General features: G+C 39.6%; 12 protein-coding genes and 1 pseudogene. 5 read left to right on the top strand and 8 right to left on the bottom strand.

All coding sequences use genetic code 11. The annotated features are described in order from the left end of the window. Nucleotides 1–116: 116 nt before the first annotated feature. The 3 genes and pseudogenes from AACW45_RS24140 to AACW45_RS24130 form a co-directional block, all read right to left on the bottom strand. Nucleotides 117–2,018 (bottom strand): serine/threonine protein kinase, encoded by a 1,902-nt coding sequence (locus AACW45_RS24140; protein ID WP_190629082.1) that lies wholly within the window; start codon nt 2,016–2,018, stop codon nt 117–119. Nucleotides 2,019–2,084: 66 nt separating this feature from the next. Next, nucleotides 2,085–3,353: a WD40 repeat domain-containing protein gene (locus AACW45_RS24135; protein WP_190629080.1), complete on the bottom strand. Its 1,269-nt coding sequence runs from the start codon at nt 3,351–3,353 to the stop codon at nt 2,085–2,087. Between the two features lie 141 nt (nt 3,354–3,494). Further along, nucleotides 3,495–4,730: pseudogene (locus AACW45_RS24130) on the bottom strand (RNA-guided endonuclease InsQ/TnpB family protein). A 335-nt stretch (nt 4,731–5,065) separates the two neighbouring features. Between AACW45_RS24130 and AACW45_RS24125 the strand changes: the two are divergent. The 3 genes from AACW45_RS24125 (at nt 5,066) to AACW45_RS24115 (ending at nt 10,710) form a co-directional block, all read left to right on the top strand. After that, a complete protein-coding gene (locus AACW45_RS24125) occupies nt 5,066–6,112 on the top strand; it encodes an alcohol dehydrogenase catalytic domain-containing protein (protein ID WP_190629078.1) in 1,047 nt (348 codons plus the stop codon). 126 nt (nt 6,113–6,238) lie between these two features. Continuing rightward, a complete protein-coding gene (locus AACW45_RS24120; RefSeq protein WP_190629076.1) occupies nt 6,239–7,486 on the top strand; it encodes an inorganic phosphate transporter in 1,248 nt (415 codons plus the stop codon). Between the two features lie 746 nt (nt 7,487–8,232). Then, complete coding sequence (locus AACW45_RS24115) at nt 8,233–10,710, top strand: EamA family transporter (RefSeq protein WP_190629073.1); 2,478 nt, start codon at nt 8,233–8,235, stop codon at nt 10,708–10,710. Nucleotides 10,711–11,026: 316 nt separating this feature from the next. Here AACW45_RS24115 and AACW45_RS24110 read toward each other — a convergent pair whose 3' ends face one another. The 4 genes from AACW45_RS24110 to AACW45_RS24095 all read right to left on the bottom strand — a co-directional run bounded on the left by AACW45_RS24110 (nt 11,027) and on the right by AACW45_RS24095 (nt 14,596). Further along, nucleotides 11,027–11,323, bottom strand: a complete 297-nt coding sequence (locus AACW45_RS24110) for a hypothetical protein (RefSeq protein ID WP_190629072.1) — start codon at nt 11,321–11,323, stop codon at nt 11,027–11,029. Between the two features lie 298 nt (nt 11,324–11,621). Beyond that, entirely contained in the window at nt 11,622–12,746 is a 1,125-nt protein-coding gene (bchI, locus tag AACW45_RS24105; RefSeq protein WP_190629070.1) for a magnesium chelatase ATPase subunit I, read from the bottom strand. Nucleotides 12,747–12,917: 171 nt separating this feature from the next. Continuing rightward, complete coding sequence (locus tag AACW45_RS24100) at nt 12,918–13,553, bottom strand: hypothetical protein (RefSeq protein ID WP_190629069.1); 636 nt, start codon at nt 13,551–13,553, stop codon at nt 12,918–12,920. Between the two features lie 716 nt (nt 13,554–14,269). Beyond that, nucleotides 14,270–14,596 carry a YbjQ family protein gene (locus AACW45_RS24095; RefSeq protein ID WP_096643982.1) on the bottom strand — a complete coding sequence of 109 codons (327 nt, stop codon included), beginning with the start codon at nt 14,594–14,596 and terminating at the stop codon, nt 14,270–14,272. Between the two features lie 93 nt (nt 14,597–14,689). On the opposite strand from AACW45_RS24095, the gene AACW45_RS24090 reads away from it, so the two are divergent. Both AACW45_RS24090 and AACW45_RS24085 read left to right on the top strand, forming a co-directional pair. Further along, a complete protein-coding gene (locus AACW45_RS24090) occupies nt 14,690–14,848 on the top strand; it encodes a hypothetical protein (RefSeq protein ID WP_190629067.1) in 159 nt (52 codons plus the stop codon). 198 nt (nt 14,849–15,046) lie between these two features. After that, on the top strand, nt 15,047–15,307 hold the full coding sequence (locus AACW45_RS24085) for a hypothetical protein (RefSeq protein WP_096643983.1): 261 nt from the start codon (nt 15,047–15,049) through the stop codon (nt 15,305–15,307). Between the two features lie 198 nt (nt 15,308–15,505). Here AACW45_RS24085 and ilvC read toward each other — a convergent pair whose 3' ends face one another. Further along, nucleotides 15,506–16,501 (bottom strand): ketol-acid reductoisomerase, encoded by a 996-nt coding sequence (gene ilvC, locus AACW45_RS24080; protein WP_190629064.1) that lies wholly within the window; start codon nt 16,499–16,501, stop codon nt 15,506–15,508. Nucleotides 16,502–16,617 lie beyond the last annotated feature (116 nt).

The raw sequence follows: 16,617 nt of genomic DNA, 5'->3' as shown, positions 1-16,617 counted from the left end.
GGTAAGCGAGAGAACAGTTTATATCAAGTGTTGATGGGTCAGACCCACCATTCGCCAGCAGTATCCTTGAAGAATTCGGGGATCTCGCAGGGCAGAAAAATTAATCACCTGAACTACTACGGCTTGATTAGATGTTGCTCAGAACGACGATATTTTGAAATTAACTTTTGCTGCTGGATAGGTGCATAAAGCAGTTTATATAGCAAAGGTATTCCTGTTACCCCCAGTGCTAATATAGTAACTTGATTGAGTAACCCAGTAATAAAACCAAGTCCGACACTGATTCCAAATCCGGCGGTGAGTAGGGACAACCAATCATTGACAATCTTCAAAATAGCCCAGATCGTAAAACTGGCGATCAACCCAATTATGCCGCCTGCGATCGCACCAACAATACAAGCAACGAAGCCACCCTGTACAATCCCGCCTAACGACATAAAAATAATACCCACTAAATCGTTGGGTGTATTTGGAGAAGCAATCGTTCCATACACACCGCCGATAATAATTCCTAGTACACCAAGAATTATTAGACCTGCAAATGAACCTCCTTTTATATTGTCCCAAAAGTCATTTTCATAAGGGTAATAATTGCTTGAACTTGGCTTGTTTTTCTGATAAAGTTCGTAAATTCCACCGATTGCAGCCCCGATTACAGAACCTGCGATCGCACCTACTGTACCAAACACAAAAGCCCCATTACTACTATCATTAATATTAGGTAAATTCCAGAATACGATATTGCGAGATGCCAAAGTTGCAAATATCCAAGGTATCAATCCAATGAGTATGACTGTGGCTATCTCACCAGTTAAAAATGCCCAAATTAAACTTGGATAAGATTTTGATTCTTTCTTTTCAATAGGAATTAGTGCCGTTTGTACTTTCACCGTCAAAGTATGAATTGCTGGATATGCATTTGTATGCAACAATAACTGGCGTTTGTATAATTTATCTGCCATCAATTGGCTAGTATCTACTTCAATATCACACTTTATATGATTGCCTGCAAACTTCTGGGGTGTAATCTTAATCCAAGGGTGAGAATTAGCCTGATGAGGAGGATCGTGGGGATGGGGTGCAACTTCCCAACGACCTTGAAGTAATGTGTCTGGTATAGAATTTTCAATAGTAATCGATTCTCGGATTTTTTCGTGCAAACTTATAGCGGTAAAATCCCGTATTTGATGGCTAAACTCAACTTGAGGACATCGAGTCACATCCAGAGGTATTAAAGCATTGAGCGCTTGTTGGGCATTTTCAAAACGGTCTTTGAGTCTCGGTTGTACCATCATTTCTAACCAGTCGAGAAATCGCAGACTCAGTTTAGGTAATAAATGTCGAAATCTGATTTGGGAAATATCATCTTCATCGATTAAATTTTGAACTGCTGTTGATTTTGTGTTAGTCAACAAGCAAATTAATGTTACTCCCAAGGCGTATAAATCTGTAGCTGTTGTTGGCTTTAATAATTGTTCTGGTGGAATAAAACCCGGTGTACCAACAAAAACGCTACTACCCGATACTTCTTGACTACCAATCCGCGCCAAACCAAAATCAATTAAGTAAACGTTTAATTCGGCATCAACTAAAATATTTTCTGGTTTAATATCTCGATGAATAATACAAGGAAACCTACCTTGGAGATATGTCAAAATCTCTAATACTTGAATGGCGATTTTTTTGATATCTTCTGGTTGAAAGGTACGAGTTACGGCTAAAGAAGGAGCATTAACATACTCTTGAACTAAACAAAAGCCATTGACTGTAGGAAATGCTGCCAAATATTTCGGAATCCTGGGATGGTTGAGCTTTTGTAGTATCTCAATTTCCCGTTGATGGGTATTAAACCCTGACCAACTAGAATCTATTTGTGCAAAAGAATATTGTTTGATGACTACTTGATTATCTGTTGCTATCGATGATGCTAGCCAAGTAATTCTTCCTCCTTCACGGTTATGTCCCAATTCATGGATGATTTGATAGCCATATTCGGAATAATTTGGTTTAATGGTCATAATTAATATCCCACAATTTTGCCAATAAAAATCAAAATTTATCGATTTAAAGTTTATCTCGCTGGCTTAATTATGGGCTGGAATTTGCCAAATATTGATGGTATTATCCTCATACTCAACAGGAGCAGCCAGCATTTTAGCATCAGGGCTAAAGGCGAGGATACTACCTTGAATATCGATAGTATCTTGCAATTTACCTGTTGCTAATTCCCAAACTTGGATACTTTTATTTAATTTAGTAATCAGGTTTTTTCTATTGGGACTAACTTTAACAAAATCGAAGTTATTACTTAAATATGAATTATCCTGTTTTACCGGATTCAGACTGTATTTAAATTCTCCAGTTTGCAGGTTCCAAATTTTGACATCTGTTTTCCTTAAACTGCTGCTACCTGTGTTCCAACTTATAAGTGTATTGTTATCTGCAATAAATACTTTCACTAAATAGAATTGCCAGTCATGTCCAGTAAACGTACTTTTAAGTTTGCCAGAAACTAAATCCCAAATTTTGATTTTACCATCCTTATCTGTACTCACAAGAGTCTTTTCATCTGGACTGATAGCTATATATTGAATTTCGCTTTCATGTCCTGTTAGGGTTTTTTCTAATGTTCCGGTTTGGAAATTCCAGATATTTAGGTTTCCTTTGACATCTCCACTAACTAAAATATGACTACTGGGACTAATTTTAAATTCAGTCACTAAATTATTGTGCACAAGCTGACTTTTTACAGTACCTGTTTGTAAATTAAAAACACCTATTATATATTTTGTAATTTGTTGTGGTTCACTAGAATAAATATAATTAGCTGGATTGACTGCTGTATTTTTGATAATCTGTGTACCGCCATCCATGACTAAAGTTTGTCCATCTTGGCTGGTTTCGATAAAATTAATTTTGTTGTCGGGATTTCGCAGATCGCGGATTAATTCACCAGTGAGTAAATTCCAAATTTTGACGTTTTTATCATCTCCACTAACTATATACTTGCCATCAGGAGTCACGCTAAGATAATTCACAACTCCTGTGTGACCGGTAAGAGTACGCTTTAATTCACCAGTTTTCGCATTCCAAATTTTGATCGTGTTATCTTCACTACCAGTAATTACATGATTATTGTCAGTTGTAATAGCTACAGAGGTTACTTTTAATGCATGACCTTTCAGGGTAGTTTGTAATCTATGAGATACTTTTACAGCTTCTAGAATCGGAGAATCTTTGCTAGGAGTATAGGATATAGTGGAAACTCCTTTCCATAGTAGTAATTGCACTCCTACCAATATCATTGATGCTATCAAATTAGGCTTGACCAAAGCTGCTTTTAAGTTATACATATCTATTAACCAAGTGCTGAGTAATAATCATCACCAAAGGCAAGCTGAAAAATTCTCTTGCCTAAACATACAGGTAAATAAAATTACAATCTTGATGCGGTTTGAGTGGTTGTAGAATGCTGAAAATTGAGCAATTGACTTCTAAATTACATGACACTCTCCGCCCTTATAGGGCGGAGATTCTTCAATCTTTGACCCAACTTGCTCGTACAGAATTTCTCCTGCATGAGTAGAGGTTGAATCTCCTGAAGCGTTTGGATCTAAGATCCAAGTTCCGGTATGCCCTACCGTACTCAAGGCTAATTTCAGAATATTGATGGCAGCATTCCAATCTCTATCCAGCACAAATCCACATTCACAAATGTGAGTTCTCGTTGATAGAGATTTCTTGACCACTGCACCACAGTTAGAGCATTCTTGAGAAGTGTAAGCAGGGTTAACTGCAACAGTTATTCTGCCAAACTTCACTCCAAAATATTCCAACCATTTCCTGAATTAATACCAACCAGCATCATTAATAGATTTGGCGAGACAATGATTTTTAACTAAATTTTTAATCCTCAAGTCTTCATAGGCTACCAAATCGTGAGATTGGATTACGCAACGCGCCAGTCTCTTAGCATGTTCTTCACGTTGCCTACTTATTTTGAGGTGTAATCTCCCTAATCTATTAATAGCTTTCTGACGGTTGATAGAAGCCCTTTTTTTCCGAGAAGCACGTCTTTGTCGAAACTTTAGACGCTTTTCTCCTGTGCGATAAAACTTTGGGTTAGATTCACTGTGTCCATTGCTGTCTGTGTAGAATTCTTTTAATCCCACGTCCAAACCTATAGTTTTACCCGTCGGTTGAAATTGTACTTTATTATCTGAGCTAATCAGGAATTGAACATAATACCCATCAGCACGACGGACTAATCTAACTCGTTTTATCTGGTCTAATTTGTAAAAGTTTAAATCCCATGTTCCTTTTAGATTGAGCTTGCCAATACCTTTTTTGTCTGTGAAAGTTATTTGTTTCCTAGTCTCGGAAAGTGACCACCCAGATGTTTTATACTCAACTGAGCGAGAATTATTCTTAAACTTTGGATATGCCTTTTTACCCAGAACAGACTTTTTACAGTTGTCGTAGAAACGAGCAATCGAGCTATAAGCCCTTTCGATAGAAGCTTGGCAAGCGCTAGAATTCAAAGCTTTTACAAATGGGAATTCACCTCTCAATGACTTGCTCAGACGATATAAGTCTTTTTGCCCTACACCTCGATTATCCATCCAAAAACGGATAGCTTTATTGCGGACAAATTGAGCAGATCTAATCGCCTCATCAATAGCAGTGTATTGAGTTGTTTTCCCCTTGGCTTTGAATTCTAAAACAATCATTTGCGTGGAGAACTCTTACGCAAATATGATAACACAATTAAAGCCGTCCTGGAAGCGGCGCACTGAAGCTCTGCCGAAGTGGACGGGGCTTTAGACCCAGTTTTTTGGTAAAAATATAACTGATTCTCGATATTGAAATTATGATGTTACAAAATTGTAATACTACTTATTGAGCGATCGCACCTGGAAATTCACAGCAAAATAACAAAGTACTCAAATTTACAGCTAAAGTTCGCCATCACTTACAAGCAACAAGAGAATAAATCTCAAATTTGATAGGTTAACTTTGACCAGTAAATGTTACATCTAGTAACGTTGAGCGGTGAAAAATCAACGTGAAAGCACAGGTATTTAGAGGCGTAAATCAACTTTCCTACGAAGAAATCCCAGTCCCGACTCTGGAACCGGATGAAGTGCTGGTGAAGGTGGGGGTAGTAGGATTGTGTCAGTCAGATATTAAAAAAATTCGTTATCCCCTGTACGAACCGCCGCGTATTTTTGGACATGAAACGGCGGGTACAATCGCATCTGTGGGTGCTGATGTGAAAAATTGGCAAGTAGGACAAAGGGTGGCGGTAATGCACCATATTCCCTGTATGCGTTGCGCCTACTGCCTCAATGAAAATTATTCCATGTGTGATGTCTATAAAAACATCTCGACTACAGCCGGATTTAACGCCAGTGGCGGTGGTTTTGCGGAATATGTCAAAGTACCAGGACATATTGTCCAAAATGGCGGCTTAATTCCCATCCCCGATGATATTAGTTTTGAAGCAGCGAGTTTTGTTGAGCCGACTAATTGCTGTTTAAAAGCAGTCAAAAAAGCGCAAATTGCACCGGGACAAACGGTATTAATTACAGGTGCGGGGCCGATTGGCTTAATGTTTATTATGTTGGTGAAGTATTTTGGTGGTAGAGCGATCGCTACCGACTTACTACCCTCTAGAATTGAAAAAGCTTTAAATGTCGGTGCTGAAGCGGCTTTTGATGCGCGTGACGCTGATTTACCTGCAAAAATTCAAGCTATGACTGGTGGTTTAGGTGTAGATGTTACCTTACTCGCCGTACCTAGCGAAAAAGCCTTCTTTCAAGGTTTAGATTGCACTCGCAAAGGTGGTAAAATTCTGTTTTTCGCAGAATTTCCCGACGAAATCGAAATTCCCGTCAATCCCAATATTTTATATCGCCGCGAAATCGACTTAATGGGCAGTTATAGCTCATCCTACCGCTTACAAAATCTCTCAGCCGATATCGTCTTTAATCGCCGGATTGATGTAGAAGCCTTAATCAGCGATCGCTATCCTCTACAAGATTTATCACAAGCTGTAGAACAAGCGATCGCACCCAAACCAGACACCTATAAAATTTTAATTTATCCTTAAATGGGCATGGGGCATGAAACAATTTTGGATTTTAGATTTGCGATTTTGGATTTCAATCTAAAATCTAAAATCCAAAATCTAAAATTTCTTGTCTTCCTCATCCCTAGTCCCTAGCCTCTAGCCCCTATGATCCTAACTCTAATCGTCGCCCTACTCGCCTTCTATGTCGCCTTTAACCTTGGCGCTAACGATGTTGCTAACGCAATGGGAACTTCTGTTGGTTCTAAGGCTGTAACTTTGCGACAGGCGTTAATAATTGCTGGGGTGTTAGAGTTTGCGGGTGCGGTATTGTTTGGACATGAGGTAACGGAAACTCTCGCCACAAAAGTGGCTAATCCGGCTTTATTTGCGGCTACACCGCAAGTTTTAGTGCTGGGGATGGTGACGGTATTATTAGCCTCTGGGGTGTGGCTACAAATCGCCACATCGCGGGGGTTACCTGTATCTTCCTCCCATGCGGTTGTCGGTGCGATCGCAGGTTTTAGTTGGGTAGCTTTGGGTGTAGGTGCGATTGATTGGTCATCGATTGGTTCAATTACGATTGGCTGGATTTTAACCCCTGTAATTAGCGGTGCGATCGCGGCTTTATTTTACAGTCAAATCAAGCGTTGGATTTTGGATCAACCAAATCAACTTATACAGTTAAATGAATGGCTTCCTTGGTTGAGTGCGGTACTTATAGGCACATTTGGCGTGATTGTTCTGCCATCGCTGACTGAACCTTTAAGCAATTATTTAATTAACCAAGTTGGGTTAAATCTCCCGGCTTACGATATTCCCATTTTTACAGGTGCGATCGCCGCCGTGGGACTCACCTTTTATAGCTGGCGACAATTACAGGACAATACAAACCCCAATGCGACTGAGCGGATATTTGGGCGGTTTCAATTGCTGAGTGCTTGCTTTGTCGCTTTTGCACATGGTTCTAATGATGTAGGAAATGCGATCGCACCTCTAGCCGCGATCGTTTATATTAATCAAACTGGTAGCGTGCCGATAAATGGCATTACCATCCCCATATGGATTTTAATCCTTGGTGGGGTCGCAATTGTTAGTGGTTTAGCCATTTGGGGTAAAAAAGTTATTGCTACCATTGGCGAAAATATTATTGCCTTACAACCTAGCAGTGGATTTTGTGCGGAACTCGCCACCGCTACAACGATTCTCATTGCTTCTCGTCTCGGTTTACCTGTATCCACTTCCCATGCCCTAGTTGGGGGAGTGGTGGGGATTGGACTCGTGCAAAATCTCAAGTCGATTCAATTCCAAACTTTAAAAGGTATCGCCGCCGCATGGCTAATTACTGTTCCGGTTAGCGCCATTCTCAGCGCTGCTATTTTTAGCATTGCCAAGATATTTTTTCTATCAAGTTGATAACAGAATCCTCATTAATTATTTACATTTTTCTCATTTTCTTTGTGTCTGTATCAAAAATAGCTAAATGCAAATTTAAGAACGCTAAAGCTAAAATGCTTTTTGCATAATTTCTGTTAATTAATTAGAATAATTTTTATAGGTTGAGCAGATTCGGAATTAGCGCAAACCAATAATTTAACCACATTTACAGATATAAACTGTCGCTGAAGTTACATTAAAGACTATTAGTGAGTCTAGTTGCAGAATTGATCTAACCTAGTACAATACAGCGTAAATAAACATACCATTCTCAATGGCGCAAAAGCCCTGAATATAAGTCTTTTGACTTTTGACTTTTTTACCCTGAGCGCAGCCGAAGGGTGACTTTTGACTTCCGCATAGCGGTACTAGTAATCACAAGGTATCCATTTACAAATTTTTAACAATTCCTATCTGTACAAAAAGAATACGTATTGATTTGCAGTAAGATTTTTTCTCGTGAAAAAATCCTGCTAAAAACATAGATGATTGAAATAAGACTGACAGAATGTTTACCTGTGATGCCAAACAAAACACACTAGATTAACTAATTAGCTAAATTATCTACTTTGCAACCCCGCGTGCAGCATGACAAAATTACGTTGGTATGCGTAAATACTGTTAAAATTTTTGGTTTATCTAACGAACTCTAGGAAATTAGTATGAAGGCCAAGCAGTTATACGGGAAGCAGCTTTATCGTCAAAATGTTAGAGGTTAAAAGCGAATGGGGCGATTTGAGAAGCAACCAGACAACCCGCGAGTGAGAAGCGATTTATCTAGAGCAGCAGAAAATGCGCTATGGGCGGTTGTTGAGGATTTAGAAAATCTTCAGCAGCACATTTTGCGATCGCTACAAGAGGAAGTAAAACAGCTTCAGGGCGAAAAAACTCGTTTAAATGACGATATTCAACGACTGCTTGACGAAAAAGAACAGTTACAACAAGTAAAGCAAATCACCGAACAACAGGTGTTAATTCGTCAATTAGCAGAAGCTTTAGCAAAACATATATCTTCCCATCTGCAATCCTCGCTAACGACAATCGCTAGCGAAGCAATAGAGAAAAACTCATACCAAAGCTTAAACCCAGCCGCAGAAAACAACGATAATGTCGAGCAGATGCTCAGTTCTTTGGATAATAGCCTGACAAACACCTTTAATTTACTGCAACAGGAGCTGAAGAACTACCAAAGCAATCTTTCCCAACAGCTGTATCGGATGGAAGGTCAACAACAGCAAGGGGAATCTATTATAGCGGAGTTAATTAGCCGGCTGCAAGGACTGGAAAAAACAATTGCTGAAACTTCAGTAAAAACTCAACCTTTATCACCACCGACGGTATTACAAGTAGAAGTACCACCAACCGTCATCTCACCCCCTACTGTCATCCAACTTCCCCCAGCACCGTCGCAAATGACTGGGGAAAATTCCGCCAATTCACAACAGAACAGCATTACTAGCGAAATTCCCGAAAATAACACAGCACCATTAGAAGTCACCGTTTTACCAGAAAGGGAAATTGTCAGCGAACCAGTTTCTGTGATTGTTCCGGAATCATCAGCAAAGGAAACATTCAGCAGCAAGGAAAATGAACCACTTTCGGTACTGGTTCCAGAAATTTCCCAGAATGAACCGACAGCAGAACCTACTTCAGCGCTAGTCAACAGTAATGAATCTGAACCACTTTCTGTAATTGTTCCGGAAATTTCCCAGAATGAACCAACACCAGAACCTACTTCAGCGTTAGTTAACACTAATGAATCTGAACCACTTTCTGTAATTGTTCCAGAAATTTCCCAGAATGAACCGACAGCAGAACCAACTTCAGCGCTAATCAACAGTAATGAATCTGAACCGATTTCTGTAATTGTTCCGGAATTAGCAGCGAGTGAAACTACACCAGAACCGATAGCTGAAAAAGAAGCAACATCAACCACATTCAACAGCAACAATTCTGAGCCAATTTCTGTGCTTTCTCCAGAATTATCAGCAAATGAAACTGCGCCAGAACCTATTATTCCGTTACCTGAAGCTACACCACCACCAGTCAGCAAAAACCAAGAACAGCCAATTTCTCTCACCTCTAGAGATGAATCACTCAGAAAAACTCCAACCGAAACGACTTTATCAACCCGCAAACAAGGATTAGCAGCGCCTTCACTACCTTTAACTAGCTCCGCCAACTTATCATCAATTCAGATAGGTTTCTTATTGATTGTGCTGTCAACAGCAGCATCGGCGCTGTATAACGTCGCTATTAAGGTAATATTCCAGCAAAACTCAGAAATTTTGGGATTAGTGCAAGTAGAGCGATTGCTACTGCCAACTTTAGGTAACGTATTATTAATTTTAATGTTGCGGTTGCTAGTGGTTGTACCATTGATGTTATTATTAGCGCCGATGATGCATCCTAGAGTTTGGGAAGATTTACAAACTCTATTTACCTCCCTCGGTAAAGATTCTAGCCCTACCAAAAGCAAGACACTCAAAGTTTTGCAATTTTCCATCGCTAGCGGTTGCTTTTTGTTTTTATCGCAAGTGCTGATTTACATTGCAATTAGCCAAGTAACTACCGGAATGGCGATCGCACTTTTCTTTATCTATCCTGTGATTAGCGGACTGTTATCATGGTTCTTATTCCGCGATCGCCCGAATAAATTCCGTAATGCAGCTATTGGCGCTTTATTTTGCGGCGAGTTACTAATTTTAGGCGGTGCTAGCGGTGTTGGTAATGTATCCCTGGGAAGTACCACAGCCATTTTATCCGGATTCGCCTTTGCAGTTTACGTCATCCTCACCAGGATATGCGCCAGCAAATTGCATCCTGTATCTTTTACAGTGATTAATTTCACTACCATGTTGCTGTTGAGTGTAATTGGCTTAATTATTCCCTTCCCTGGAGATTTAAGCTTAAATTTTCAACCTGCTAGATTATTAGAAGTGATTTTATGCGCCTTTATTTTAGGCGTACTCACATTATTTGGTTACATTTGCAATAATGTGGGGATTCGCCAACTAGGCGCACCCCGTTCAGCAATTATTGGTGCAAGCGTTCCATTTTTGACAGTAATTTTCGCAGGTTTACTAATTCAAGAAAATTTAGAATTAGTCCAAATTTTGGGAGTCCTTTTAGTTACTTTTGGCGCAGCAGCCTTTAGCTTTGAAAAAATGCGAAATCAGGTTAATTCTAATTCACAAACTTAGAGGCGTGAAATTTTGATCATAGTGAAAGCAGGAGGCTTTTTACCTCCTGCATAGCTAATACAATTTTAGATTTTAGATTTTAGATTTTAGATTTTAGATTTTGGATTGGGAATTACCTGATTTGTCTGCCTTCTGTGAATCCATTTTTTACCTAATTTGTGCAAATTGATATAATAAAATTTATGTTAGTGAAGCTACACTAAATACTCTTAATTCCTCTTGGCGTCTTGGCGTCTTCTCTGCGAGACGCTACGCGAAGGCGGTTTTTTTCTTATATTCCAGAATTCATATCAATTGCGAAATTGGTTAATTAAAACTACAGCGTTTGCATCAAATCAAAAAAGCCATAAAGACTAATAAAAAGTAATATAAACGCTGTAAACTTAGTCATTTTAGATTGCTGAGAAGGAGCGATCGCTTCTCTAACTAAAATAGAAATAGATGCTCCTACTACTAAGCTTAAACCCAGTACCATATAAGGTCTATCAGGTAAAACAGTGGCAACTCCTAACATCACAATCGCCACCGTTAACATTAATAATTCTACAAACCGGGGTGGATTGTACTGGCTAGATAAAATAAAAGTATTCAACCAAAAATGCCAATATCTCATAGTTAATTATTATTATCATTTGTCATTTGTCATTTGTCATTTGTCATTTGTCATTTGTTAGGATTTAAAGTTGGGTAGGTTTATTTTTATTAAATTACTTAATATTAGACTTATAATCATTAGAAAAAAAATATATTCTTTATAGCCAATTAATTGCTGCTAAATACGCTACAAATACTCATTTTCAATGCCCCATGCCCACTCGCCCTGAGCGAAGCCGAAGGGATGCCCCATGCCCAATTATAGTTATTAGTAAACAATTATCGCTGTTTACTAATAACTAATAACTGTTAGCTGATTAGCGAACACCAGTTTTAACTTGACCTGTGCCGTTTTTTTGTGCAGTATCATTTTCCGGTAGTTCCACACCAAAGACTCGCGCGAAAGCTTTTTCTACCTTATAACCAGAATCAATGGATTCTAAGGGGTCTTTGCGTAATCTATGACGCAGACATAGGGTAATTACACGGCGAATGTCATCAACTGTAACTTCGGTACGTCCTTCAAATGCAGTGATGGCTTTAGCGGCGCGGTTAGTTACAATGTCACCCCGCAAACCGTCTACATCCAATTCCGAACAGATTTCCGAAATTTTCACCCGCAAATCGTATTCACTGGTAACTTTTGGTAACAAATTTTGTGCATTGACAATTTGCTGTTGTAATGCTTCTTGCTGGGGTTGGTACTGCTCCAGAAATCCGTGGGGATTTTGGTCAAATTCTGACCGTTGCTCCACAATTTGCACTCTTAAGGCTGGTTCCTTCACCGTGTGAATTTCCGCGTGCATTCCAAACCGGTCAAGCAACTGGGGACGTAATTCGCCTTCTTCTGGGTTACCAGAACCAACCAGCACAAACCGCGCTGGGTGGCGGATAGAAATACCTTCCCGTTCTACAGTGTTCCAACCACTAGCAGCAGAGTCAAGCAATACGTCTACCAAGTGGTCATCTAATAAGTTAACTTCATCTACGTAGAGGATACCCCGGTTAGCTTTGGCTAATAGTCCCGGTTCAAAGGCTTTGACACCTTCAGATAAAGCTTTCTCAATGTCGATAGTACCGCAAACCCGGTCTTCTGTAGCACCTAAAGGCAGATCTATCATCTGCACTTTTTTAGCAACTACAGGAATTTCTGCTCCCTCTTGTAACAGCTGGCGGACTTCATCACTCATTACATCGGGGTCATTGGGGTCACTGTTGAAGGGGTCGTTAGCAACAACAGAGATTTCCGGTAGTAGGTCGGCCAGGGCCCGGATAGTTGTGGATTTGCCGGTACCGCGATCGCCCATAATCATAACACCACCAATTTTCGGGTCGATCACGTTCAACAGCAGAGCCAGTTTCATTTCTTCCTGACCAACAATTGCTGTAAACGGAAATACCACACGTCGCGTACTCGCTGTGGTTTGAGCAGTAGGACTCACTAAATTACCTTATCAAGATTTTTCTGATTACCGTTCTTTATTGTGCCATAGCTAGGGCTATAGAGAGTCCATTATCGAAAGTCTATAGTCAAAAGTCAAAAATCCATAGTCAATAGCAGAGAATTCTTGACTATGGACTAATGACAAATGACTAATGACCAATGACTAATATTAAGGATTATAGGTAGTAGTTCTCGGTTTACGCGCACCAGCAACTGCTCCTAGTAGTGAAGCTACTAAACCCAATAAAGAACCAAAGACAAACCACCACAAGCCTCTAGAAGTAGCCGCAGCAATATCACGAGCTTGTTGAGCGGATACATTTGGGATATTTTGTTGCACATTACCCAAAGGTTGTTGCGTTTGGTTTAGCACTTCGGCGGCGTTAGAAGCTGCTACACCAAATGCACCCGATACTCCACTTGCTAATAACCAAGAGCTAAGTGCGAGAGTGGTAGCCCACATAATTGCACCGTTCAGTAAAGCTGTGTTGCGGTTCATCGGCCCGCAAGCGCGAGTTGTTACCCAACCACCAGTAAACAAAGAAATTAATAACGCGATCGTAGACCACAAACCGACGTTACTAGCAACGTTAGGTGCAATAGTTCTCGGTGCGCCGGAACCTGCAACATTACCAGCACCAATTGCACCAAATAATGCACTTAATATTAATTGTGTAACTAACGCCACCAATACACCAGAAATAATGGGGCCCCATCTTACAAGGTCATGATATTCAGATACCCGACCTGTGACGACTTGCTCAGGAGGAACTACTTGGTCTCCTACCCGATTTGCATATGACATAAATTATTTTCTCCCTGATTACTTCAGCAAAGTGTTTCCAGCTATATTTTTGCTTGTGATTAAAATTAAATTACTAAATATAGTTATTTCTATCTATCAACAGAATGAGTTAAGTACTCTATCTTTGGTAATAAAGTTTTTAGTTAATTATTTTTGTCGAGCAAATTTAAAAACTGTTGATAATCGAAATTTTTATTAAAAAATATTACGGTTATTATTGACTATTGTTTTTTAATTTTGCAGAGATTAATTGGATTGCTCGCAGTGATTTATATGAATGTGTTATGCAGGATTTTTTGCCAAGGTTAAATTGGCTTGATATACAGCATATTATAAGTCAATACAGTTCATTTAAGGATAAATGTAGGTTGGGTTGTAGCTTGCTTCCCGAAGGGTACGAAGTGAAACCCAACAAAGCGCCGAAAATGTTGGGTTTCGTCCCTCAACCCAACCTACGTTAAATCATGGTTTTAATGCTAACTGAAACGTATTGGATTATCAGTTGGTGAGGTGCGATAATCTTAGGGCATGGCAGTGCCAATGCCCCTACAGCATTTTACTTATTAATAAGCTGTAAATAAGTCAGTAGAAATAAACGAAACTATATTAATAAACATAAATAAAATTTAAATCCTTACCAATGACAAATGACAAATGACAAATGACCAATGACAAATGACAATCTCAGCCAGTTATCTTTAAATTCGCCATCTTACTTAACGCATTTTTACGGCTGTACCTGTAGCGGTAATCAATAATAAGACTCCAGATTGATCGACATTAATTGTACCAGTGTCGATTTCAATACCAATTACAGCATCCGCACCTAAACGTTGTGCCCGTAGTTGTAATTCTTCTAATGCTTTGCGTTGCCCTTGTTCAAATAAACGTTCATAACTACCAGTACGTCCACCGACAATATCACGAATACTTGCGAGAAAATCCCGTAAAAAATTGCTACCATAGACAACTTCTGCTGTGACAATACCTAAATATGATTGAATTACCGCACCTTGAATTACATCAGTTGTAGTCAAAATCATAATTTAGCCTCATAAATAATTAGTAATTGGATTAATTATAATAATCCACAATCATTTACAGCCACTTACTAATGAGATAATTCTGTAATTACATTGCATAAGGTAGTAGCTGATAGCGATCGCGTTACAATTTTGAAGCAATTATCAGCATTTGCAGACAGATGTGCGATCGCGCAGCAAATTTCCGCTACCTTACCCAAAAGAGTAACATCTCCTCTACATAACTTTACATTTCTTCACGTATTAATATAGATAATTTTCTCATCAAGTTACTTGAGTAACAATTTCTCTGTATGATGCTGTTACAAATTACTTGAGTATTAAGAATTTAGTTAAAGTAAAAATTGTGTTGATTGCCTGTTACGACTTCATTTGTTAGTTTTAAAAGGACTGGGTTGGCAATGCTCACCCTACAAATAAATTACAATCTAAAGATAAAGGTGGTAAAAAATGGGGCGCATAAATCCCTACACGCTACAGATGCAGATTACCCGTATGTTTGAGCAAGGGCAATCTTTTTTTGCGACAACTAAGGTGCAAGAATGGTTAAAAGAACGCAACCACAATCCACTAGAATATGACATTCTTTTCCATAAAAAACCTGCTCCCCCTGGTTCTAAAGAAGTAATGGTAGTGGAGATTGAATTACGCCGTAAAGATGGACAACCTGTTGATCCGTGGTTGCAAGAACAAGCTAATCTTCATGCTTGATTGGGCTTGGTTTTTTATGAGAATGGGCAAGGGGCTATGGTGAATATCATTAATTATGATGGATATTTCTTCAGCACTTTCAGACTTGAAAATCCACAAATAAAGTCCTAACTACAAAAATCATCCATCATCATAAATGTGGAGCATTCTCGCCCCATACCCAATGCCCAATGCCCAATGCCCAATGCCCTTATATTATTAGGCTTTTTTCAACCAGCTAAACATAGCGCGTAATTCTTTACCTACTTCCTCAATGGGGTGTTCGGCTTCTTGACGACGCATGGCGGTAAATCCAGGTTTACCAGATTGATTTTCTAACACAAATTCTCTAGCAAATTGTCCAGATTGGATTTCGCTGAGAATTTTGCCCATTTCCGCTTTGGTTTGCGCAGTTACCACTCTAGGGCCGCGTGTATAATCGCCGTATTCAGCAGTGTTAGAGATGCTATCGCGCATTGTGGCTAAACCGCCTTCGACAACTAAGTCAACAATCAGTTTAACTTCATGCAGACATTCAAAATAAGCTAATTCTGGTTGATAGCCAGCTTCTACTAAAGTTTCAAATCCGGCTTTAATTAAAGCACTCAAACCGCCACATAATACTGCTTGTTCGCCAAACAAATCGGTTTCGGTTTCTTCGCGGAAGGTAGTTTCGAGAACACCCGCACGAGTACCACCGATACCCTTAGCGTAAGCCATAGCGCGATCGCGTGCCCGACCACTAGCATCTTGATATACAGCAAATAATGCGGGTACGCCTTGTCCTTGTTCGTAAGTCCGGCGGACTAAATGACCAGGGCCTTTAGGCGCTACCATGACTACATCTACATTTGCAGGGGGTACAACTTGTCCAAAGTGAATATTAAAGCCGTGAGCAAAAGCTAAAACGTTCCCTTCTGCTAAATTCGGTTCAATTTCGTTTTTATAAACTGTTTTTTGCACTTCATCAGGCAATAAAATCATGATGAAGTCAGCAGCACTAGCCGCATCCGCAACACTCTTGACGGTTAATCCAGCTTCTTGGGCTTTGGCAGCTGACTTACTGCCCGGATATAGCCCTACAATCACATCTAAACCACTATCCTTAAGATTCAGGGCGTGAGCATGACCTTGCGAACCATAGCCGATGATAGCAATTGTTTTTCCAGCCAAAAGGTCTAAATTGGCATCTTCATCATAATACATCCGGGCCATAGAGCATCTCCTGTCAGCAAGCATCATTTATTGGCAGGCTTTTGATTTTACCTCAAATTGAGTAACTACGGATAAGAATTAAAAATGGGGTATGGGGCATTGGGCATGGGATACTT

It is taken from the genome of Calothrix sp. FACHB-168 (assembly GCF_963889195.1).
Classification (GTDB): Bacteria; Cyanobacteriota; Cyanobacteriia; order Cyanobacteriales; family Nostocaceae; genus Aulosira; species Aulosira anomala_A.
The sequence above is the reverse complement of the archived record's forward strand: the minus strand, read 5'-3'. Positions and strand labels throughout refer to the sequence as shown.